This is a genomic window from Pseudoalteromonas sp. 3D05 (genome assembly GCF_002723455.1).
Taxonomy (GTDB): domain Bacteria; phylum Pseudomonadota; class Gammaproteobacteria; order Enterobacterales; family Alteromonadaceae; genus Pseudoalteromonas.
In genome coordinates this window covers 64,470-87,675 of record NZ_PDUS01000020.1, presented here as the reverse complement: position 1 = coordinate 87,675, position 23,206 = coordinate 64,470, and the positions used below count along the sequence as shown (strand labels likewise).

At 40.8% G+C, this 23,206-nt stretch carries 16 protein-coding genes; 8 read left to right on the top strand and 8 right to left on the bottom strand.

Features of this window, described 5'->3' with window-relative positions:
- Positions 1-60: 60 nt before the first annotated feature.
- From CSC79_RS17015 to CSC79_RS17000, 4 genes are all read right to left on the bottom strand, one after another.
- A complete protein-coding gene (locus CSC79_RS17015) occupies positions 61-2,100 on the bottom strand; it encodes a S9 family peptidase (protein ID WP_099296942.1) in 2,040 nt (679 codons plus the stop codon).
- A gap of 226 nt (positions 2,101-2,326) precedes the next feature.
- Entirely contained in the window at positions 2,327-4,279 is a 1,953-nt protein-coding gene (locus CSC79_RS17010) for a phytase (RefSeq protein ID WP_099296941.1), read from the bottom strand.
- An 11-nt stretch (positions 4,280-4,290) separates the two neighbouring features.
- Positions 4,291-5,265: a metallophosphoesterase gene (locus CSC79_RS17005; RefSeq protein ID WP_099296940.1), complete on the bottom strand. Its 975-nt coding sequence runs from the start codon at positions 5,263-5,265 to the stop codon at positions 4,291-4,293.
- Positions 5,266-5,329: 64 nt separating this feature from the next.
- A complete protein-coding gene (locus CSC79_RS17000; RefSeq protein ID WP_099296939.1) occupies positions 5,330-7,636 on the bottom strand; it encodes a TonB-dependent receptor in 2,307 nt (768 codons plus the stop codon).
- Positions 7,637-7,921: 285 nt separating this feature from the next.
- Here CSC79_RS17000 and CSC79_RS16995 point away from each other — a divergent pair, with 285 nt between their 5' ends.
- The 4 genes from CSC79_RS16995 to CSC79_RS16980 all read left to right on the top strand — a co-directional run bounded on the left by CSC79_RS16995 (position 7,922) and on the right by CSC79_RS16980 (position 12,321).
- Positions 7,922-8,830 (top strand): GGDEF domain-containing protein, encoded by a 909-nt coding sequence (locus tag CSC79_RS16995; protein ID WP_099296938.1) that lies wholly within the window; start codon positions 7,922-7,924, stop codon positions 8,828-8,830.
- Positions 8,814-9,812 carry an AraC family transcriptional regulator ligand-binding domain-containing protein gene (locus tag CSC79_RS16990; protein ID WP_055011644.1) on the top strand — a complete coding sequence of 333 codons (999 nt, stop codon included), beginning with the start codon at positions 8,814-8,816 and terminating at the stop codon, positions 9,810-9,812. The genes CSC79_RS16995 and CSC79_RS16990 overlap by 17 nt, the downstream gene beginning before the upstream one ends.
- Positions 9,813-9,874: 62 nt before the next feature.
- Positions 9,875-11,227 (top strand): magnesium transporter, encoded by a 1,353-nt coding sequence (locus CSC79_RS16985; RefSeq protein WP_099296947.1) that lies wholly within the window; start codon positions 9,875-9,877, stop codon positions 11,225-11,227.
- Between the two features lie 182 nt (positions 11,228-11,409).
- Positions 11,410-12,321 carry a hypothetical protein gene (locus tag CSC79_RS16980; RefSeq protein WP_099296937.1) on the top strand — a complete coding sequence of 304 codons (912 nt, stop codon included), beginning with the start codon at positions 11,410-11,412 and terminating at the stop codon, positions 12,319-12,321.
- Between the two features lie 148 nt (positions 12,322-12,469).
- Here CSC79_RS16980 and CSC79_RS16975 read toward each other — a convergent pair whose 3' ends face one another.
- From CSC79_RS16975 to CSC79_RS16965, 3 genes are all read right to left on the bottom strand, one after another.
- The gene (locus tag CSC79_RS16975; RefSeq protein WP_343256253.1) at positions 12,470-13,435 is read right to left on the bottom strand and encodes a diguanylate cyclase; all 966 of its coding nucleotides are present in this window, start codon (positions 13,433-13,435) and stop codon (positions 12,470-12,472) included.
- Positions 13,436-13,645: 210 nt separating this feature from the next.
- Positions 13,646-14,023, bottom strand: coding sequence for a DP-EP family protein (locus tag CSC79_RS16970; RefSeq protein ID WP_099296935.1), 378 nt, complete (start codon positions 14,021-14,023; stop codon positions 13,646-13,648).
- 22 nt (positions 14,024-14,045) lie between these two features.
- A complete protein-coding gene (locus CSC79_RS16965) occupies positions 14,046-17,294 on the bottom strand; it encodes a winged helix-turn-helix domain-containing protein (RefSeq protein ID WP_099296934.1) in 3,249 nt (1,082 codons plus the stop codon).
- A 226-nt stretch (positions 17,295-17,520) separates the two neighbouring features.
- Here CSC79_RS16965 and CSC79_RS16960 point away from each other — a divergent pair, with 226 nt between their 5' ends.
- The 4 genes from CSC79_RS16960 (at position 17,521) to CSC79_RS16945 (ending at position 21,251) form a co-directional block, all read left to right on the top strand.
- On the top strand, positions 17,521-17,949 hold the full coding sequence (locus tag CSC79_RS16960; protein ID WP_099296933.1) for a hypothetical protein: 429 nt from the start codon (positions 17,521-17,523) through the stop codon (positions 17,947-17,949).
- Entirely contained in the window at positions 17,946-18,140 is a 195-nt protein-coding gene (locus CSC79_RS16955) for a helix-turn-helix transcriptional regulator (protein ID WP_099296932.1), read from the top strand. Before CSC79_RS16960 ends, CSC79_RS16955 begins: the two co-directional genes overlap by 4 nt.
- A gap of 82 nt (positions 18,141-18,222) precedes the next feature.
- Positions 18,223-18,939: a DUF1499 domain-containing protein gene (locus tag CSC79_RS16950; RefSeq protein WP_099296931.1), complete on the top strand. Its 717-nt coding sequence runs from the start codon at positions 18,223-18,225 to the stop codon at positions 18,937-18,939.
- A gap of 137 nt (positions 18,940-19,076) precedes the next feature.
- Entirely contained in the window at positions 19,077-21,251 is a 2,175-nt protein-coding gene (locus CSC79_RS16945) for a TonB-dependent receptor (protein ID WP_099296930.1), read from the top strand.
- A gap of 304 nt (positions 21,252-21,555) precedes the next feature.
- Here the strand turns inward: CSC79_RS16945 and CSC79_RS16940 are convergent, their stop codons facing one another.
- On the bottom strand, positions 21,556-22,950 hold the full coding sequence (locus tag CSC79_RS16940) for a pre-peptidase C-terminal domain-containing protein (RefSeq protein WP_099296929.1): 1,395 nt from the start codon (positions 22,948-22,950) through the stop codon (positions 21,556-21,558).
- Positions 22,951-23,206 lie beyond the last annotated feature (256 nt).

Sequence of the window (23,206 nt, the reverse complement as noted above, 5' to 3'; positions counted from 1 at the left end):
AATGCCGCAATTAAGCGGCATTTTTTATAAATAAGCTATTACTAGATTACAGAGATAGAGTTATTTCTTGTATCGCTCAAACCACGCTAACGTGTGTTCTACTTTAGAGATCATACGAGATGGGCGTCCTGCAATACCATGGGGTGAACCCGGTACGCGAATAAGCACCGTGTCTACTTTTTGTAATTTCAGCGCTTGATAAAACTGCTCAGATTCTGAAATCGGCGTGCGGCGGTCTTCTTCACCTGTCATCAGTAAGGCTGGTGTTGTAACATTGCCTACTAATGATAATGGTGAACGCTGCCAATAATGCTCCACATTATCCCAAGGCATACCTGGGAATTGATTGCGGATTTGGCCGATATAACTGTCAGCCGTTAACGTTTTACTCAGCCAGTTAATTACCGGCTTGGTGATTGCTGCGGCGTTAAAACGGTCAGTTAAGCCAATAGCGTAAGCTGTGGCAATACCGCCTGCAGAGCCACCGGCAATAAATAAGTTTTCTTCATCAATAAACCCTTTAGCTATCATGGCATCAACCGCTGAATTATGATCAGCAAAGTCTTCTTTTGAGCTATATTTTCCATCGAGTAATAAGGCAAAGTCTTTACCGTAACTGGTTGAGCCTCGGTAATTTACATATACCACAACATAACCTTCACTGGCGTATCGTTGAAGCTCAGCTGTAAAACTAGGGCCGTAGGCGAGATGTGGACCACCGTGAATTTCAAGCAATAAAGGATACTTTTTAGTTTTGTCGAAATTAGGCGGGGTAATGTACCAACCTTGAATATTTTCATTATCAAATGATGACTTAACATTTAACTCATGGACTTCACCCAATTGTTTATGCCCGAGTAAGTCTTCATTTAAAGCAGTTAAGGTTTTGCTTTTTCCTTTGTATAAGTACGCTAAATCAGCAGGGCGTTGACTACTGCCTTTGGTATAGGCAATTGCTCCATTTTTAGCGAGACTAAAACTACCACTGATATACGGACGACCGATTGAAGTACCTGATAGTGAATCAACTAGGTCTGATACTTTACCTTTGAATGATAATTTTGCCAGCTTGCGCTTACCAAAGTCATCATATTGAATAACAAAATCACCTTTACCTGTCCATTTGTAATCAGCCACTGAGCGGTCAAAGTTATTACTTACATTAGCAATTTTTTTACTACTTTTAGTGATGATATTGAGTGTGGAATTTATATACGGAACAGGTGCATTATCTCGGGCAATAAAAGCAATTTGTTTGCCATTTGCTGAGTAAGTCGGGCTAGACTCTCGCCCAGGTAATTGAGTTAATTGGGTATAAGAACCTTCGTTTATGCTAACTTCATATAAATCAGATTCAGTGGCACGGTATTCCCAATCAGCATTTTGATCTGATGAAAAAGCAAGTTTACTATCATTAGGAGACCATGCAAGTGGCCCATAATGCTGGAAATTCCCAGTCGTTAACTGCCGCGCTGTGCCGCCATTAGCGGGTACAACAAATACATGACGATAGGCTGGCTCTAAATAGCCAGAGCCGTCTGCTTGATAGCGAGCTTTTTCATAAACCTTTACAGGCTTTGACCAAGATGCTCCTTTAGGCTTTTTAGGTAATTGAACTGACTTTACAAAGTCCGTTTTACCAGCAGGTACATTCATCGTAAATGCGATGTTATTAGAATTATTAGACCAGCTTAGACTGCGAATTGATTTTGGCAGCTGCGTTAATAACGCTAATTTGTCTTGCTCTAACCAATAAACGTAAAGTTGATTACTGCCGCTTCGATTAGAAGTAAACGCGATTTTTTTAGCATCCGGTGACCAAGTCGGTTGCCCGTAATTGTGTTCATCAGCGAGTAATGGGTAATGCTGATTTTGTTTTACATCGTACATCCAAATACTGCGTTTTGCAGAATCTTTCATGATGTCATAACCACTTCTTAGGTAAATGATTTTCTTACCATCAGGGCTTATTTGTGGATTGTTAACATACTCTAGCTGGAAAATATCTTCGGCTGTGAAGGTGTCATTTGCGTAAAGGTTTACGCTATAGGAAGCACATAGTAGCGCCGAACTTAATGTTAGTAATGAATTTAATTTCATAGTTTTTCATTTTTGTATAATAAAACACCATCCTATGACGCCCCAATTTTTTGAACAAGATAATTGAGATTAATCAGCACGTCATTAAGTTAAATGGCAATACAGCAATGACTACATTTTTTAGTGAAGAGTGGCAAGTGTTTACTTAAATTAGGCTAATCATGACAGGGCGAAAAAAATGCCGCTTAATCGCGGCATTTTTATCAATAAACTTTTTCGAGTTTGATTATTTGATGGCTTTTTTCACTTCGCGCCAGTCAATAACTTTAAAGTTTTGTGGTTGCAGTGGCATACGGTTGTAGCCGTCTTGCACTATAAGCATGCCCTCAGGATAACCTGGTAAAGCTTTAGCTGTAACGGTTAAACCGTCAGTTTCACCTACGCCATCAATGCCTTTATCTAGGTTAGCAATCACATTAAACTTACCAGCAAAGCTTAAACTCGGCTGTGTATCATCTGATATATTGTAAAGCACATAGCTATTATCGCCTTGGCTTGATACCACTAAATAGCGCGCATCATTAGCATGATAAATTTCCATACCTTCTACATCTGCCACCAGTTGTTCATTAACACTTTGTAGCTTTACTGCTTTGTTACCAGCGGTAGGCTCTGCGCCGATATACCAAATACCTGCATCTTCTTCACCTGCAAATAATTGGCCTAGTTTATCATCAGCACTACAGCCTTCAGGCTGACTTGGTAGGGTAAACTCTCTAACCAGTTCACCACTTAAATTACTTTGCTCACCGATGAGTTTATATTGCTGGAATAAACCTGATTTATCATTAACAAATACGTAATGGCCAGAATCAGACGAATACATACACATGCCGTAAATCTCAGGTAGGTTAGTCTCGACTTCTGTTACATGGTTTACTTTGTTTTCTCCATCAACAGTAAATACGCTAATGCTATTAAGTGTACGGTTGCTGGCAGTGATCCACGTATGGGTTTCGTTGTTTATACCTTGATGTTGACGCACATCAACGTTATTTAAACGCCCTATATTGAGCGACTGTACTTTGTTGCCAGCAAGGTCATAAACCATCAAGCCGCGGCGTTTATCTGTGCCTAAAATTAAGCTGTTTTTAGCATCTTGCTCATTTATCCAAATTGCTGGGTCATCTGCTGCATCACCAAACGCTGCAACCGGTGTGGTTTGTGCGCTGGCATGAAGGTGAGTCATAGCAACTTTGCTATTTGAGACAGAAGTTTGCGCTGCGTAGTTAACGTTTGCTTGAATGTAAGCGCCGATTTCATCATCAATCAAAACTAGCTGCGCTTGATTGTCATTAATAAAGCTTGCTGCAACAGACTCAATAGTGTGCTCACCTGCAAGTGACCATTGGCTAAGCGTGTCTGTTTGAGCTTGGTAAGCATAAACCACATTACCATCAGTGGCGCTGAGCCATAAAGTACCGTCTTGTGATACTGATAAAGCACCAATCTCACTGTTTAATTCGCCGTATGGCTGTACCAAAGCAACAGGCTGTTTATTGGCATCTGATTCTGCATCAGCATTGATAGCCCACACACCTAGCTCTGCTTCACCCACATACAGAGTTTTAGTGTCATCATTAACAGCACAGCCAGAAGCCTCTGTGACCGCAGAGAACTCACGTACTGCGATATTTTTAGCTTGGTTAGTGGCTAAATCATAAATAACAGTTTCGCTGATCAGGCCTCTAACATCTGGCACAAACGCTGATACAGTCTCGGTATTGCTGTTTTTAAATAAACACACTGCATCAGGCTGGGCTTGAGGAGGACTAATACGAGTGAGTTCATTTAGCTGCCAAGTTTGGCCATTTTTTATAAGCTTAAAAATAGCAACGTTATCTTGGCTCTTATCAAGACTGGCGAGTAAAAATTGCTGCGCTGATAATTGTTTTAGTGAAATTGACTCAAAGTTACCGGCTAACAGCACACTGCTTTTCTCGTTATCGGCAAGTAATAAGCCTTGGCTTTCGCTCGCCATTAGCCATTGATTATTACCAAGCGCTGCTGCTTGTGAGCCTTGCATGTTTTGTTGTGGGCCAAATAACTTAGCCTCAACAGCCGGCTTTGCTATTTCTGTCGTGTTTTGCGTATCGTCATTACTTGTACAACCGCCAAGCGCAGTTACAAGCACAGCACTTGTTAGTACCGCTGAAATTGTATTTAGTTTAAAGTTCATTCTTTTATCCTTTACTTATCTATGTGCTTTTCAGTGCTAAAACGTACTTCACCAAGGTGATTAATCGCGCTTACACTGAGAGTTTCGCCATTGATAGAGACACTTAAAAAACCAGGTGTTGCTTCTGCGTAGCGGGTAAATTCACGTTGTTTTACAAACCGTGCTTCACTGCCACCACCAGAGACAAAGTGAGCCACCTTGCTATTTTTTGGTTGATTGTATTGCAAGTCGTGCTCGTGCCCTGCGATATAAGCATGCACGTTATGACGCTCCAAAATAGGTTCTAAAATGTCGCGAAGCCCTTGGTTGCGGCCAAAGCGTTTGCCGCTTGAGTAAAGCGGGTGATGGCCTACCACAATTTTCCATTTTGCTTTACTGCCAGCAAGTTGGGTTTCAAGCCAAGTAAGCTGGGTTTTATAGCCTTGTCCTTGGGTTGAACTGTATTTATCACGGTCTTTATATTCAGGCTGAATCGGATTGGTATCTAAAAAAACCATTAACACTTGCTCGTTATTTTCAAGCGTAAATGTTTTACTGTAGTACCTTGCAGGTAACTGCCAGCGCTGGCTTTTTTTTGTGTAGTCAATTTGTGCTTGAGCATTACCCAAGTAATCGTGATTACCTAAAACAACATACCAATCTTCAAATGTGTGCGGGCCATGGTATATGTTCTCAAAGGCTGATTGCCAAAGAGGATCGTTCACACTTGCCACGCCATTTGGGTAAAAGTTATCGCCGGTCGAGACAATAAAATCGGCATCGGTTTGATACATAGCAATTTCTAGCTGATGAGCCACTTCTTTTTGGTAAAAGTGGCCGTTGTGTCCCCAATCACCAATAACCATAAAGTTAAGGCTATTAGGCAACGTAGTTAACTTAGCTATTTTTTGTTGTTGGTATAGTGCATCTTTATAAACAACAGGCTCGTTTGCACTAAGCGCTGATGAGCACAGTATCGCGGCCATTATGAAAGACAATTTAAACATGTTTTAACTCCAAAAAAGCACGCGATGCTTTGCCATTACGTGCTTAAAATGACAATACGTGCGATTAGAATGCGTAACGCAGCATTACTTGAATCACTGGGCCTGCTTCTTCCGATTCAAGCTCGTACTCATCAAAGGCACGATTGTTTTGATCATCAAGCGAGTCAAACTTATTGAAAACTTCGTCTTTGCTGGCATCCAGTAAGTTTGAACCTACAAGGCGTAGAGTGATGTCATCCCAGCGCTTTTCAACGAAAAGCTCTAAATCAGCACCGTAAGAGGTTGTCACTTCTTCACCCACGAAGCGTCCGTATGCATCACCTTGGTTACGGTACGTTGCCCCAAATGATGCGCGTAGAGTTGGTAAATCTTGGATAAAGCCAACGTTATAAACATAATCCGATTGGTCATTAAATTTGCGCTTACCAAAACTGTCTTCAACTTCACTGTCGAGCCAAGAGTAATTTAAGAAGATACCTGTATTAGGCATGTTCAAGGCGCTAAGTGGGGTTGATAAATCAAACTCAATACCTTGAACCGTACCATCGCCGGTATTTTGTGGTTGCAGTACAAATGTGCCTTCGCCTTCTGAGCCTTCAACACCGGTACTGGCAATTTCAATAAGGTCGCTAACGTCACGGTAAAATACGTTTACACCTACAACGCCACTTTTACCTAAACGGTATTCGTAACCTAAATCGATACCCCAAGATGATTCTGGTTTAAGGCTTGGGTTGCCTAAAAAGTCATTATCAGCGAGCTCTTCTTCAAGTAGGGCGGGTGTCATGTAGTCAAAGTCAGGGCGACGTAAGCTGCGAGCAACAGAGGCACTGACTCGGCCGTTATCACTGACGCTGTAACGAAAGTGAGCCGACGGTAAGAAAAAGTCATAATCATTTTCGGCAGTAACGCCTTCATTGGTATCGGTAATGCTTGAGTCAGTTGACTCCCACCGCACCCCCATCTCCCACGAGAACACATCCGCTTCGTGCTTGATTAGCGCAAATAAATCAAAACGATCTTCTTCAAGTTTATTAACACCGCCGTCTACTGGTTCAAATTCGTTGTTAAATTGTGCTAATGACATTGGCGTCTCGCTAAATTGAGCCCATCCAGTCAGTGTTTGATCACTTTCATCTTCAGCGACAAAAATGGCGGTATCGCGCTCTTTGCCTTGTACAAACGCACCAAGTTGAACTTCTTTCGAGTCACCTACCAGTAAGCTGTGCTGCCATTGTAATGACCATTCTTTATCATCGATATCAACGGTTTCTTCAGCTTCCTCAAACACCATTGGGAGCTCTGACGTATCAAGCTCAACTTCTTGTTCGTATACAGACTCTTCAAAGCTGGCATAGCCTACTTTAAATTTGCTAGTACCGCCCAGTAGTGGTAATTCATAGCCAGAATTAATGTTGTAGTTGGTTTGGTCAATAAACGAAACGTTTGCGTTATCTGAGATTAAATTACCACCCTCAACGACAGAGCCTGATGTTGCAGATGCGTCGTCGTATTCAAAAGAGCGCTCATCTTCGGTACGGTCGGTATCAACCCACATGGCGCTAATATCAAACTTGCCACCGTTATCAAACACCTTTTCAAAGCTGGCATTTAAAGAGGTATCATCACCATCACGGATATCAGATTGATCTTCACGGTTATCAAAATCGTCTGTTGCGTAATTAGGGTTATTTTCAGGGCTATCGCCATAACGTCTGCTTGATTTTTGTTTTGGGTTATAACGACCTTGTAAATTGGCACCTACGAGTAAACGGCCACCTGCAAACTCAGTACCGTAAACGCCCGCAAAGCTTTCTTTTAGTTCGCCGTCATCGTAACGTAAGCCACCAGCGCGAATATAACCGCCGTCTAAGCTATAGCCATCGCGAAGTACAATATTAAGTGTGCCTGCTATAGCATCGGCAGAGCGGTTGGCACTTGATGAACGAATAATTTCTACACGCTCAATTAATTCTGCTGGAATACGGTCGACAAAAAATGAACGGTCAGCACCGGCGCCCGGAACTTCTTCGCCATTGATCAGTACTTTTGTGTAAGCAGGGCTTAAGCCGCGCATACGAGCGCCGTCTGATTCAAGTACGTCAGATAAAAAAGTCACACTAGGAACACGCTTTAGTGCATCACCCGCGGTAAGTGGTTCAAAACGTTGAAAGTATTCTTGTGAATATTCAAGCGTTGGCGCTAGTTCTTGCGAGCGGTTGCGATAACCAATCTCACCATAGACCACAAGCTCTTCAGAAACCTTTACTTCAGGTTCTCTTGGTGATGTTTGTTCTTGTGCATTCACGCTAACACTAAATTGGCTCAGTGCTAATGCCGCCACAACAGCATTTAACTTAAATTGTTTCATTGATTTGCTCCGGTTGTCCTTGGTTTGGTGAGCAAACTAAAAAAAGTTAATGACGCTAATGTGACAGTTTTACAGTTAATTCCTGACAAAACGCCAACTTAGCGCTTTTTAAACAGACATTTGAGCTGTTTAAACACGGCTCCAGCGCACTAAAAATGGTTATTACTAGGTTAAATACCTAAAAATTTTAATCTCAATGTCATATCAATGAGCCAAAATGACTCTGCCTAATAAATCAGTACCGCGCTAGCATACGCATAGTGTAAACCTTAGAAGACTTAAACAATGCGATATAACCCATTTACCAGCCATGCAAAATTAACTAATACCATCATTTTATTATTGGTTATTGCTGTAGCAATATGCGCTTACTTTGGCGAACTTAAGCAATGGCAAGACATTGCGTGGCTCGATATTGTTGGTGAGGGCGGTATTGTGTTGATGACCCTCAGCTGGATAGTTGCGTTACTTATTTCACGACCGCCAGGCAAAGTAACTACCTTATTAGTGTTAGGTTTAGGTTTGTTTATGTTCTCAGCCACACTCGATTTACTCGATGAGTGGTTAAAGCAACCTTCACAATTATGGCTCACCTGGTTTGAGTCACTGCCAGCGCCGTTTGGTATGTCGCTTACCAGCGCAGGGCTTTATTATTGGCATCAAGAGCAATTTGTTTTAAATCGTCAATTGCGTCGTCGTGAAGCGCATCTTCGAGAGCATGAAAAAGTCTGTCCTGTAACAGGGTTATACCGAGTTAACTACTTACATTCACTCATACAGCAACAACAAACAGAGCAGCAAGGCGGCACTTTAGGTGTTATTGATATTCGTGATTTTGCAAAGTTTAATGCGCAGTTTGGTTTTAGTGAAGGTGATAGGTTACTGCGAGAAATTAGTGATTTATTAGTAATGAATTGCCGTTTGAATGATGTGCTTTGTCGCTATGCCGGAGATTGCTTTATTGTGCTTATGCCGAATACCAGCCAAAGCCAAGCCAAAGAATTACTAGCGCAAATGAAAGCGGCGCTTAACCATTGTGCGTTTAAAGTCGCAAAAAGCAAAGGCGCACAGTTTCAGCATATTTTAACCGCCACCATGGCAATGGATTTAGCGCAAGATCCAGTGCAGCAAACCAGCCTGTTACATCAACAATTACAACAAGAAAAGGCCCTTGTAGGTGCAGCAGTATATTAGTCTAGATGATAAATACCTCAGCGCGGAGGGAATGATCACTGCGCTGGTGGAGCTTGCTCAAGGACGAGGGATCCCGCTGCATAAATTGCTGCGTGGTACGGGTATTTTTGAGCAAGATTTATATGATCTATCACAGCGCTTTAGTTTATCGCAGTTATTGGCTTTAATTAGCCAGTTTAAAGCCTTAATGAAGAGTAATGATAGTGGCTTTTTACTGGGTCATCAATTGGTTAATGACGTTAGCCCAGCAGTGCAAAGTGTGCGTTTAAGCCCCAGTTTAGGTATGGCTTTGAAGCAATTACAACAAATTAGTACCGTTATTGCCCCTTTATTATTTACCCGTAGGCATATATTTAAAGACGATTTATATCTGTACTTGCAACCGAGTATCGGTATGGACGAGTCATTAAAAAATTATTGTTTTGAAATATATAGCGCTGCGTTAATGAGCTTGCTAAAACGAGTATGTAATGTGTATCCACATTGTTATTTTGACTTTACTTGTAAACGCCCTCGGCATATTCAAGAATATGAGCAGCACTTAGGCTTACGAATACGGTTTGAACAACCCTATACCCGTTGGCACTTTAATAAACAACTACTTAAGTGCACAAACCCAGAGGCTAGTCAGCTTAGATGGCAGCAGTGCATAGCGCAAAGTGAGTTACATAAGAATGTATCACAGTCTTTTGTGGAGGCTGTGTGCCAGCGCATTTACCGTGATAAAAACAACAGCCTTGCTAACAGTGCTGAGCATTTTGCCATGAGCTCTGCTACGTTTAAACGTAAGTTAAAACAACACGGTGTCAGTTATTCTCAATTACAAGATGAGCAAAATAAACTTAAAGCTCTGCATTTACTGGGGGTGTGCCAGCAAGGTAATGAACGAGTGGCTGATCGGCTTGCATTTTATGATATTCCTAACTTTCGCCGAGCATTTAAGCGTTGGACTGGCATTACGCCGAGTCAGTTAAAAATATAATAGCCAATTTTAGTCACCCTAAGTTAGACTCATGTTATTACAATCTTTTATCGAGTATTAATATGATTGAGTATCCTGTTGATCAACTTCCTCAGCTTATTGATGAACTGTTACAGTGCGACACCACAACACGAAAAAACAAATTATTAGTGGATGCTAAAGAAAAACTCTCCACGGAGCATTTATCGCTATTATTTGAAGCCTTGCCAAAAGAGCAGCGCTTGGAAGTATGGGAATTACTTGATGAAGACACCCAACACGAAATATTTATAAATCTAGGTGGTGATAGTTGTCGTTGGCTATTACAAACCTTAGATGAAACCCAAGGTTTTACATTATTAGACGAAGTAAGCGTTGCAGAGTTACTTGAGCTGGAAGAGTTTATTCCTGAACGGTTTGTTGCATACGCTCGCCAGCAACTCGATGAAGTGCAAACTAAGCAGTATGAATTAGCACAACAATTTGATCCTGAGCAATTGGGTCACTGGCTTGATTTTGATGCTTTAAAAGTATCAGAAAAGCTCACCGTAGGTGGCGCACAAAAGATTTTACATAAAGGATTACCGCAATTTACCGAGGTCATTTATTTAGTCAGTCGTAAAGGCAGTTTAATAGGTGAAGTGAGCGTAAACGCTTTATTTAAAGCGGATGACGCAGATTCATTATTAGATTATGCCAACTTAGATGTAGCTTCGCTGCACGCAGATGATGACTTATACGAAGCGGCTGAAGTGGTGATCCACAGTGAAAAAATGGCCATGCCTGTGGTTAATGCCGATAATAAACTGCTTGGCCGATTAAAAGTCTCATCGGCTTACGAATTACGCCAAGAAATGACTGACGAAGCCGCAGCTAAAGCCGGTGGTTTACGCGAGGATGAAGACTTGTTCTCAAGTGTTGCAAAGTCAGCAAAAAACCGTGGCATTTGGTTAGGTATTAACTTGGCCACGGCCTTTTTAGCCTCGTGGTTTATTGGCTTGTTTGGAGCCACTATTGAGCAAGTAGTGGCCCTTGCGGTGTTAATGCCAGTGGTTGCCTCAATGGGCGGTATTGCCGGTAGTCAAACGCTTACTGTAATAGTGCGTGGTTTAGCGCTTGGCCAAGTAACCGATTCAAACCGTAAAGCCTTACTGAAAAAAGAATTACGGGTAGGGGCAGTTAATGGTTGTGTATGGGCCATCGTGATAGGTGTGCTGACTAACCTCTGGTTTAATGATGTTATGCTCAGTATTACAATTACCGTAGCGATACTGTTAAATTTAGTGGCAGCATCATTGTCTGGAGTAATAATTCCATCAATTCTAGACAAAATGAAAATAGACCCTGCGTTATCGGGGTCGGTTATTTTAACTACGGTTACTGATATTGTGGGATTTGTTACCTTCTTAGGTTTAGGTAGTTTGCTGTTACTTTAATGTATCAAAGTGAATAAACTCAAGGCATGTGAAAATAAGATGAGCGTAAATGGTTGGATAAAGCAGCCATTTACATCGAAATCATGATTTTTATTGTTGTTTTAGCTTTTACTCAGAAGCTTTATTAACACACCATTAATTTATGTTATGGTAGAGCTAAGTATTCACGGGCACAAAATGTAATGACTAAAGCACTCTTTTCTTTACCGTTATTTTATTTAATTATATGTAAAGTTGCATTTGCTTCTGAGCACTTTAGCGATCATGAACAGTACTGCTTAACCTTATCTACCGACAATTGTATAGAGCACATTGAAGCTGGGTTAGAACATGAGCCGCAATATACTAAATCATGGTATAAGCTTAAATCGCTTCAAATTGATTACCTATACGACACCTTAAATTTTGATGAAATTATCGTTCAAGTTGAGCCATTAATTGATTTAGAGTCGACTCCCACGGTATTCAAAACACAATTGTATTTTTATTACGCCAAAGCAATTTCACGCACAGATAAAGATCAAGCCATCATTTATGCTAACAAGGCCATTGCGAAGCTCGAAAATATGTATAGTGCGTTTGAAAATCCTTTTAGATTGCTCGAGCTGGCAAATTTACATTATGTTTTTGGTGATAAGGAACGCTCGTATAACTTGCTTTTGAATATTGGTAGCCGGTTTGCAAAAAGCAGAGACCCTATTTTTCATTTTGAACTTAATGCCAATAAAGCCAATGTGTTTCATAGCTGGGGGAATTTAGAAAAAGCACTTAAGTTTCGCTTACTAGCACTGGACGCAATTATTAATACCGATCATAAAAGTAAAATAACGTTGGCAATTGGCAATGTTGCCCGTACTCACCAATTACTAGCGAATTATGATTTAGCAATAAAATACTATGCTGACTCGTTTGCTTACATGCAATATCCTAAAAACAAAGGTACTCATGCGGTTTATACATTAAGAAGTGCTGAGGCGCATTGGCAAAGTAAACGCCGCGATAAAGCGGCAGCTATGTTGAATGAGGTAGATAAAGCGCAACTAAAACAAGGGCATTTGAATCTCTACACGAAACTAAAAAAAGACTTAAACTAACCAACCCAAAAAACCCACTACACTTTTTTTAAATAATAAAAAAACACCTCATTACACTTATAACTGATAGCGTAAGAGGTGTTTTTATCAACTCATTAAACGATGTAGTTCAAGGTATTAGCGCTTTTTATAAATGGTAAAAAACGTATCAGGCACTGGTAATGACTTTATTTCTACCGTCTGTTTTTGCTCTGTAAAGTGCGGTGTCTGCGGCGCAGACTAATGCTTCACTAGTGCGGTATTGATTATTAAACTCGCACGCAATACCTTGGCTTACACTAATTTTTACACCTGGTGGTAGGCCAATATCATTAAATGTCATTGCATTTATTTGTTGCTGAATACTCTTAGCAACCACGTTAGCACTTTCGCGGTTGCAACGCGGTAATATAATAGCAAACTCTTCACCGCCGTATCGCGCTGCTAAACAATCTCGAGAAGGCGTACAATTTGATATAACCTTGGCTATTTTTTGCAGGCATTTATCGCCTTTAATATGGCCATAAGTGTCGTTAAACTTTTTAAAGTGGTCTACATCGATGAGTATACAGCTCAAAGCTTGTTTACTTTGAATGCTGTCAGCCCAATATTTTTTTAATGACTCATCGAGCGTTAATCTATTCGCTAAGCCTGTTAAATGATCGGTGGAAGCTTGTATTTTCAATTTATTATACATTGCTTTATGTGAACTAAGATCGTGTAATACACAAACATATAATTTCTGTGCACTAGATATACTTGTTGGCATGCTTGATAGTGATAAGTCTGCTTCAATAATACTGCCGTCGGTTTTATTTATTTTTACTTCGTTAGGGCCAAAGTTAAGTCGCGTGTCTTTTATGTCTAACCAGTTTAATAATGTATACATGTATTTGTCGCGATCAGTATTATATAAAAAGTCCAGTATACTTTTACCAATCAACGCTTGCTGTGAATCCCCCAATAACTGAGCAGCTACCGGGTTAACAAACTCAAAACTACCATGCTGATCAATCACAAAAATGCCTTCGGCAGTGCCATTAAATAATTCAATTAAGGCACCAAATTGCAGATGAGAAAGTGAAGAACAAAGGCTACTACCGACTTGATCTGTTTGTACATGTGTAGCCAACAGTTGGCTGTTATTATTAGTTTGGTTAGACACGTTAATTCCTTTACGCTTTGCTATACGTTTTTGGTGTCTACTAATTTATGAAAAAAACAGCAAATATACCTTCTGGTAACCTTCTGGTTTTAAGTTGTTGAATTTAATGTCTTTATAAATAGCTCACAGGTTCTTAAAAACCTGTGAACTGTATAAACTTAGTGAGTACTAGCGCCTTAATTAAACCTCTTCTTCATTTTCCACTTGAGGATCACGGCTTTTATAGCTCTTTCCGTTGCACTCTACGATGAAAATCATACACACTACACCAGTATTTTTATCTGTATCAGCAATATGAATTGACTGGCCGTTCTCAATTAAAGAGAAACTAAAATCTTGAGCGCAGTCGCCTTCAACATTTGTAAACCTTGCCTCTGTAAATGCAAAACCTTGCTCAATTGTTGCATCATCTAACGTGTAAATACCTAGGCTGTTTCTTTCGTTAACTTTTCCACCGCCAGATACTTTTTGACCATTTTTATAATAAGTAAATACGGCTTCATTATTACTATCTAATTCAATGCTTACCGTAAAGTTATAGGTTTTATTCTCGCTCATGTTACTTCCTTTTTAATGTGGTTTATAATGTGAAATCACTAATTCCTAAATCAATAAGTTTGCTTTTTAATGTGTCTAGTTTGCTCGCTTTATTTAAGCAGGTGTATGCTTGAATGAGAGGGTAAATTTTATTTATACTTTTACTGTCATGATTTTTTTCATTGCTCGTATTTATAATTTTATTGCATGCTGCCAGTTTCTCAAGTTTATTGCTAGCAAGTTTTGCTTTTATTATATTTATTTTTACAAAGTTTAAATAGTTTTCAGCTTTGCTGATGTCATTAATTTTCTCTTTAAAATCGGAGCTATTTTCAAGCTTGGCTAAAAGCTCTTTCGCTTCATCAAAATATTTACGATTAATAAAGTAGTGAACTAGGCTAAGTTGGATGTTGATAATACTTGTGTTTGAAAACCCCTGCTGATTGACATAACCTATAATTTCTTCGAGTCTGTTACTCGTTTTGTTGTTTTCTAATAGCATCAACTGATATGCAAGAGACCGATAGTATTTTCGTATGAAGTTTTTATTTTCTGGATCTTGAGTTATTGCTTGCTCTATTGCATCCGTTGCTTTCACTGCTTTTAAATAGGCGCTATTTTTTTGCGGGAAGTAACTTAAAAGATAGCTTTGTTGCATGTAAGTATTAGTTAATAAGTTTAGTAAGCTAGCATCCTCAGGCTTTATAGCTAATAAAGTATTTAGCTGAGCTATTGCTTGGTCAAGCATATTAAATGCTGCGTTAAAATCACCTAAATTTTCTTCTGCTTTAGCAAGCCAGCTGATGGTGTCGGCTTTATCGCGCAATAAGTTTTTATTGTTTGGCTTTAGTCCAAGGGCTTTGTTTTTAAGGGCGAGCGACTCTGTAAAGCTTCGTTTTGCTGCGTTATAGTTAAATTGCTTTAAATACAATGACCCCAGTGAGTTATGTGAGTACGACAGCTCCATAATGGAGTTAAAGTCATTCGGTGCTAACGAATACATGGTTTCACTATAAGCGTGGTATTTTTTAAATAATGGCTCAGTGGCGGCGTAGTCACTGTTATCATAATTAAGTTGACCCAACCAAAAGGCATTAGCCCCTGCAAGCGTGAGTAGCTCTATGTTGTTTGGTTGGGTTTTTAATAATGCCTCAAGACGAGTGCGGGCGTTTTCAAAGGCGGTAAAGGCTTCGTCTGTTTTGCCGCGAGAATAGGCCACTTCTCCCATGGCCTCAAGGGTTTGTGCATATTGAAAGCGGTTGTTAAAGTCAGCTTGGTTATCGGTGAAATTAAATAACGAGTCGTTATGCTGTTGGTTAGTAAAATATTCCAGCGCTTTATTACTTATACCATCGAGTAAGTCCATACGTTTTACGCTACGTAGTTTGTCAGCAAATTCACCCACCATAAAGCCGAGTAAACTCTCTGCTTCTAAGCGTTTTTGCTGGGCTACTTGCTCAGCGTGGTAGCTGCGCACACTCATTGTAATGGCAATGACACTGATAACAAAAAACACCCCAGTGGTTAATTGTAGTAAGCGTTTATTACGTTTTGTTTTTTTGTTTGAGGCTTTAAGCAGTGCAGCTTCAGAGTTTGATATTTTAAATAGTGGACTGTTAGCAATACTTTGCGCTTCTTGTAGTGGTTTACCTTGAGCTAATAAAAAGTCAGGGTGTTTTTGCTCGTTTAGCCAGCGCTCAGCAGCGTGTTGCAATCGGCTTTTTATCGCAAGGCTTTCTTGGTGTTCACTTATCCAATCAATGGCGCGCTGCCAATGACGCAGTAATGCTTCGTGGGCTAAGCTAAAGCAGGCTTGCTCATTTTTAAGGTGTGATACAAATAAGCGGCTATCGACCATCGCCTGTACTAATTGGTTTTGCGCTGGGTTGCTTAGCTCATCCCAACGTGCAGCGCGGCTGGTGAGGGTTTCACCATCTGCGTTTAAGGTAATTAACCTTGACAGTATTAAACCCAGCTCAGCTTGTTGTGGTTTGGGTAATTGCGTAAATACTTGTTCGGCTTTTTGACCAATAGCGCCTTCAATACCGCCTAATGCTTGGTAGTGTGAAACCAATAACTCATCATTTTCACTGCGTTGTAAATATAATTGCTGCAAGGTGTATTGCAACATTGGCAGGGCATCGGGGTTATTGGCGGTGTCGTTACAGAGTATTTCATCCAATGGTGTTTGGTGCTCAGGATCAAGCTGCCATTTAAGGCCAGCAGCTAAAGCGGGAAGGCGTATCATCTGTTTGAGTTCAGCGCGCGTTGGTGCAAGTAAATCAAAATGAGCACCGTTGGCTTTGCCCGCCATTAAGCTGGGTTGGCTGACAATATGTGGATAGAAGTCATTACGACAGGCACTAAATATAATCATGCAATCGCTGCTAGCAAACAATTCTATAAGGCTAAGAAACTGACTGCGCTCTTGCTCGCTAAATAACGCTGATGAGAGTAAGACTTCAAGGCGGTCAATAAACAGAAATAAGTAAGGTTTTAAGTGGTTTGTTTTTTGTTTTAATGCGTGTTTACATTGCTCAATAACTTGCTCTGGTGACGTTATTAATAATTCACACAGTGCATCTGCACTAATATCAGCGAGCACAGGGGCATCGTTAACCTCTAAATCTAGCAAAGTCGAAGCTAAATCGAGCAGAAGTCGGCCTTTATTAATATCGGCAAAATCGAGCTGACAGTAAGATTCAACCCTAAAACCATCGTAGCCTGCGCTATTCATTAATGCTGGTAAAACACCAGCGTTGACTAATGATGACTTGCCAGAGCCACTTGAACCAAGCAATAAACAAAATGCACGGCCATAACTTATTTGCGCAGACGTACGCTGTAGTAATGTGGCGATTTGTTTAGTACGACCAAAAAATACAGTGGCTTGCTCAGGCGAAAAAGCACTTAAACCAACAAAGGGCGAGTCACCTTGCCAAGGGATGCTACTTGCTTTTTTTTCGTCATCAAGCACAAAGCGAATAGGCGCTATAACGCGATAACCTCGTTTACGAATGGTTTCAATAAACTGAGGGCTGCTTGCTTTATCATCAAAGGCTTTACGTAATTGGGTGATAATTTTATGCAGCGGGTTATCGCCTACGTCTACGTTTTGCCAACAGTGGCTAATAATTTCATCACTACTAAGTAACTCACCTTGTTTTTCACAGAGCAACAATAGAACGTCCATCGCTTTGGGCTCTAGTTGCTTGACCTTTTCGCCTAAACGAAGGCTATTTGTAGCTGGGGTAACTTGCCAGTCACCAACAAAAAAAATAGGGGAACTCATGTATCACTCATTTTTATTATAAACACTGTTAGCGTTGATAACTCTATCATGCGCCGAGTCTTTTGGTTAATACAATACTATGAGATTAACAGCAAGTGAACGGCTGATATTGCAACTAAAAAAATAGTAAAAGTCATGTTTTACAATCTTTAAGTAAAGCAAGCTTGACTTTTTGTTTGGGGTCTCTATTATTAAGTCAAGTAAACTTTACTTCTAAGGTGGAAACATGAAAAAGTCAGCACTTACATTTGAACAGCGCAATAAAAAAAATAACCTTAACCTTGCTAAATGGACGTCGGCGTGGGTAATTACACTCGCGATTGCTTCATTTGGCCCACACATTTTATGGCAAGAAGATGCGCTTTTTAGCATGGTCGCGATTGCTATTAATGTGGTTGTAGGAATAATGATGATCATGGCAAATAAGCGCCAAATTAAAGGAATGGACGAGCTGCAACAGCGGTTACACTTAAATGCCATGGCGATTACGTTAGGCGCAAGCTTAGTTTTTGGTTTGGCTTATTCTGTGGTGCAATCGAGTGGGTTGCTGCAATTTAAGGAAGATATTTCACATTTAGTATTGTTTATGGGGCTGACTTATTTGATCAGTGTACTTGTGATGAATAAGCAATTAAATGATGGAGATGAAGAATGAAAAACCGCTTGAAAGTGTTGCGAGCAGAGCATAACTTCACTCAAGCGAAACTCGCTGAATTATTAGATGTGTCGCGCCAAACGATTAATGCGATAGAGAAGGGTAAGTTTGATCCTAGCTTGCCGTTGGCATTCAAAGCCGCTCGTTTATTTAATTTAACAATTGAAGACATCTTTCAAGATGAAGAATAAACGACACTTAGTTGATCCTTACTAGCATAATTAAGGTATTGTTGTGATTGTGTATATTTATCGAATAGTACGGAGCAGTTAGATGAAGAAGTTAAGTAGCGTGGTGTGTCTGTTAGCCATTTTATTGGTGGTGTTGCCTGGGCCTTTGTATAAATGGCAGTTAATTGAGTTAGGGACTGCATTTACCGGGATCCGCTATGGTGTGTTTGCTGCAATGGCAGGGGCTGTGCTACTTGTGATTCAAGCAGGCTTTTTTCGTAAGCAAACAAATTGGGCTGTGTTTGGTGTAAGCTGTGTGTTTGCGGCAGTGGCAATTGCGATGCCTCTAAGCATAATGAATAAAGCGAAAAGTGTACCACCAATACATGATATTTCTACCGATGTAATAACACCGCCAAAATTTATTGCTATTGCACCGTTACGCGCTGATGCACCAAACCCTGTTGAATATGCAGGTGCAGAAACAGCAGCACAACAGTTAAAAGCCTACCCTGAGCTTGCCACGCTTAATTATAAAGAAAACACCAAGCATGTGATTCGTGTTTCTATCGATACTGTAAAAAGTTTAGGCTGGGAGCTTGTTAATGCTGACGTTGAGCAAGGTGTGATTGAAGCCACGGATACAACAACGTGGTTTGGCTTTAAAGATGATGTGGTGATCAGAGTCGTTGCTCATGGTGACTCAAGTGCATTAGATATCCGCAGTAAGTCACGCGTAGGAAAAAGCGATTTAGGTAAAAATGCTGAGCGCATTAATCAATTTATTGCACTATTGAATAAAGAGCTTACTGCTAAGTAGATATACTCATTTGCATGCTGCCCTTCGGTAGCATGCGCTCTAATTACAAAAAGGGTGCGACAATTTGTCGCGTGTTCACATTAATAAACACGCTATATAATTTGAACACCTTAAACCTGTTGTAATTAAAGAATAAAATGAGCAGCAAATTATCACTTTCTAACTCTCACTTCGTGTTTACTCCTTTAGCATTGTGTATCGCAAGTTTACTAACTCCTTCTGCTTTTGCTGATGATTCAATTGAGCACATTGAAGTGCAGGGCCAACACTTAAATTCACACGCCAACTTAGGCAATGCGGATCAGCTTTTGAATGACTTAGGTGTCGATTTTTCAGCAGCCGGTGGTGTGTCTAACTTACCCATTTTAAATGGAATGATGGGAGATAGAGTCAAAGTGTTAGTGGATGGTGCAGATTTAACTGCTGCGTGTGGTAATCAAATGAACCCGCCTTTGTCTTATATTTCGGCTAATCAGATCACGTCTTACCAAGTGGTCGCAGGTGTATCACCCGTAAGTGCGGGTGGTGATAATATTGCTGGTGTTATTCAGGTTAACTCTATTGCTCCCCAATATAGTGATAGCGAAGAAATTCACTGGCATTCAGGGTATGCTTCAGCACAATATCGCAGTAGCAACAACGCGAAAGCGGTTGGACTTGGCGCGCGATTAGCCAGTAATACCTTTAGTTTAAACTATCAAGGTGCTTTTGAAGATGCCAAAAGCTATGAAGATGGTAACGGCGATTTGGTACTAGATACGCTTTATAGAGTGCAAAACCATGCAATCACAGCCGCACTACGTGATAAAAAACAACAGATTGTTGTAAAACTAACACATCAAAAAATACCGTTTCAAGGTTTCCCCAATCAATATATGGATATGACCGATAACACCAGTTACGGCGTTATTGCCCAATATAAACGCACCATTGATAGTGGGGATTTTCAAGCACAGGTGAATTTTAACGATGTGCAGCATGAGATGGGTTTTTTCACCGATGAAAAAACCGGCATGATGCCAATGAATACCGATGCGCAAGATATGAGTTACCAACTTAATTGGCGCTTGGACCTTAATGCCGACAGCACATTGTTACTGGGTCAAGAATATTATGGGTACCGTATTGATGATTGGTGGCCTGCGGTTGAAGGCTCTATGATGATGGGGCCAAACGAGTATGTAAATATTAATGATGGCGAGCGTGACCGCTTCACTGGATTCGTAGAGCTGCAACATCAACTTAATAAAAAGTGGTGGGTGTCAGCAGGAACACGTATTGAATACGTAAAAACAAACGCGGGTGAGGTTCAGCCATACACTAAAATGAGTATGAACGACGACATGGATACCATGTCAGGCATGAGCGATATGTCAGATATGGGGGGAATGCATGGCATGAACATGACAGATCCTAACCAAGAGGCCGCGAAAACCTTTAATGCCATGGACAGAGCGCGCAGTGACACACTTGTTGATGCTAGCTTATTATTGCGCTATCAGTACAGTGATCATGACGAATTACAACTGGGTCTTGCGCGTAAAAATCGGGCACCTAATTTATATGAGCGTTATAGCTGGGGTGTAAGTACCATGGCCACAAGCATGATAGGCTGGTTTGGTGATGGCAATGGTTACATTGGCAACCCAGATCTTGACGCAGAAACTGCACATACTATCAGTGCGCGTTATACTAAATCAGCGCATGACGACACGTGGCAAGTTAGTGCAAATGCATGGTATACCCAAGTAAATGATTATATTGATGTAACCGTTGAAGGCACGACACAGCGTATGAAAATGGCGTCCACTGAGCGCAATAAACTGCAATTTACCAACATCGATGCCACGCTCTATGGCGCGAAGCTTGAAGGCGCTGTGCGCATAAGCGACACTAAGCATGCAGGCACATGGGACTTAACAGGCGCTATTACAGCCACACGGGGTGAGAGAGATAAATCCAATGAGCCACTTTATCAAATTATGCCATTACACAGTAAACTTGCGCTAGCGCAAACCATCGGTAAATGGCAAAACTCACTCACGTGGCAATGGGTCGACAGTAAAACTCGCGTAGATCCACGCCGATTAGAAAACCAAACCGATAGTTACCATTTGCTTAACATAGAAACAAAGGCAACGTGGGATAACTTAACGGCTAAGTTTGCGATTACTAACTTACTTGATGAGTACTATCAACAGCCACTAGGCGGAGTGAGTATTGCAGAATTTAAAGGCGACATGAGCAAAGGCTTTAATCAGTTAGCAGGGCAGGGCCGCTCTGTGAATATTGGAATGAGTTACGCGTTTTAAATGTGTTGTATACCCAAGCCACCTCAAGGTGCGAGTTTCAGTTGGAATTAAAAACGATTTAGGCAAGGCATTGATCGCAAGTAATAGTGGTTCTATTGTTAAAATCAATAACGCAGTATAAATCGTTTTTAAACCAACCCACTGGGCGTTTCACAGGACCTTACTCTCATCGTTGTTACTTCTTAAAAGGGATGTCCATTCTTGCAAAGTAACGCCTTGATATTAAGCCCCTGTGAAACGCTGAATTCTGCATCTTGAGGTGGTTTGGGTATATTAGGAGCCCGAGGGCTCCTAATTTGGGAGATTAATAAGGGTTAATTGGTGAGTAATAGTTACTGTTATTACCATTAACGCTCACATCGAGTTGTGTACCGTTATGGCTATGAGTGTTTACATTATAGCTATCGCCAGGCAGTAGCTTCACACGACTTACATTTTGATAATTTACGGCGCTGCCACATTGCAGTGTTGCTCGGTTTGTTCGTGTTGTTTCTTTAAATATATAGACCTCAGCGCTTCCATCAACAACGGCATCGCCATTTGTATTAATAAACAGTGATGTTGCTTCACTCGCTGCAATTGAAAAATGCTGACTACTATGATGGCCAAGCGACACAATTGCACGGCCCATTCTGTCACGCTCTTGAAAGTGAGTATCAGTTAAGCTGTTATCTAAAAATGGCACATCAACAAAGCGGTTACTAAAGTTAAGTGTTTCGTGGCAGAAATCAGTAACAACTTCATCAGATACGGCGCCGGCAACTCCATCAGGGTCATAAATGCTGTTTGCCATCAATGCCATGCCCGCTGAAGTCCCTCCAATAACACCGCCTCTATCAAATACATGTTGAACAGCTGCTTGCACCTTGGTGCCTTGCCATTGATTTAAATAATCAGACTGATCACCACCAGCAACCCAGACAAACTCGGCACTGCGAATAGCCCAATCAACGTAGTCACTATTGGCTTTCGTTGTGGTATCAACAATAAGGGTTTCTACAGAGTCAGCACTCATTAGCCCCAGCAGGTAATCATTATAACCATCACTGCCTGATGTTCTAAGTACTACAACGTCAGCGCCACTTCCTGTGTGATTTGCAACGCGGTTGCTAAATGCTTGGTCAACATCGCTGCCGCCACCCATTAATAACACCGCGCCATTACTTGTTGTTAATGAGTTACAGCTATCACCGTCTGAACCAGTTATATACGAGGTGAGCGAACTGGGTTTATTTGGTTTATTTCCATAACCACAATCATTGCCTCCAGGGTTAGATGAGCCTCCATCAGGAAAGCTTACATCTAAATCGTACCAGCCAGTGCCAGAGTAACGTGTTAATTTAATAAAATAAGTACCTGTGCTTGATGCGTAGTAACTGCCTGACTCAGGCTGTGAGCCAGTAGTGCCTTGTGCAATTGCACCACCACTTGATTGGTATAAGTGCCAGTCAAAGTCATCATTGTTGTTATGCGCAACAGAGATATCAATATTACCGGATTCTGTTACTTGAAATGAAAACCAGTCAGTATCATTTCGCCTCAATGACCCAGCCAATGTAGTATTACTACAAAGGCCTGAGTTGGCATTACTTTCTGTATCATTTGATTCGTTTTCGCTGGTTAAACATGCATGACTTGTACCTGAGAAAAGCAGGCATGCAGCTAGTGTTCCTGTCAGAATTGAGAATTTATTTTTCATTATAATTACCTAAATCTTATAGAGCTATCACCAACATTTTTATCGGCAATAGAAGTTTCAGCAAAGCCTACGAACAACGAGGCTGAGTGTTTTATTTATAAAATTTAAGGTTTACTCGTCGAACCATTCACTTAGGTGATAGTTAACAGAGCATTCTTGAGGAGCACTAGGGGCAGCGATAAATAAGTTATTCATAAACGCCTCCTTAGTGATTATTGACGTGTTTCAGCATAATTGCTGAATACTCAATATTGCA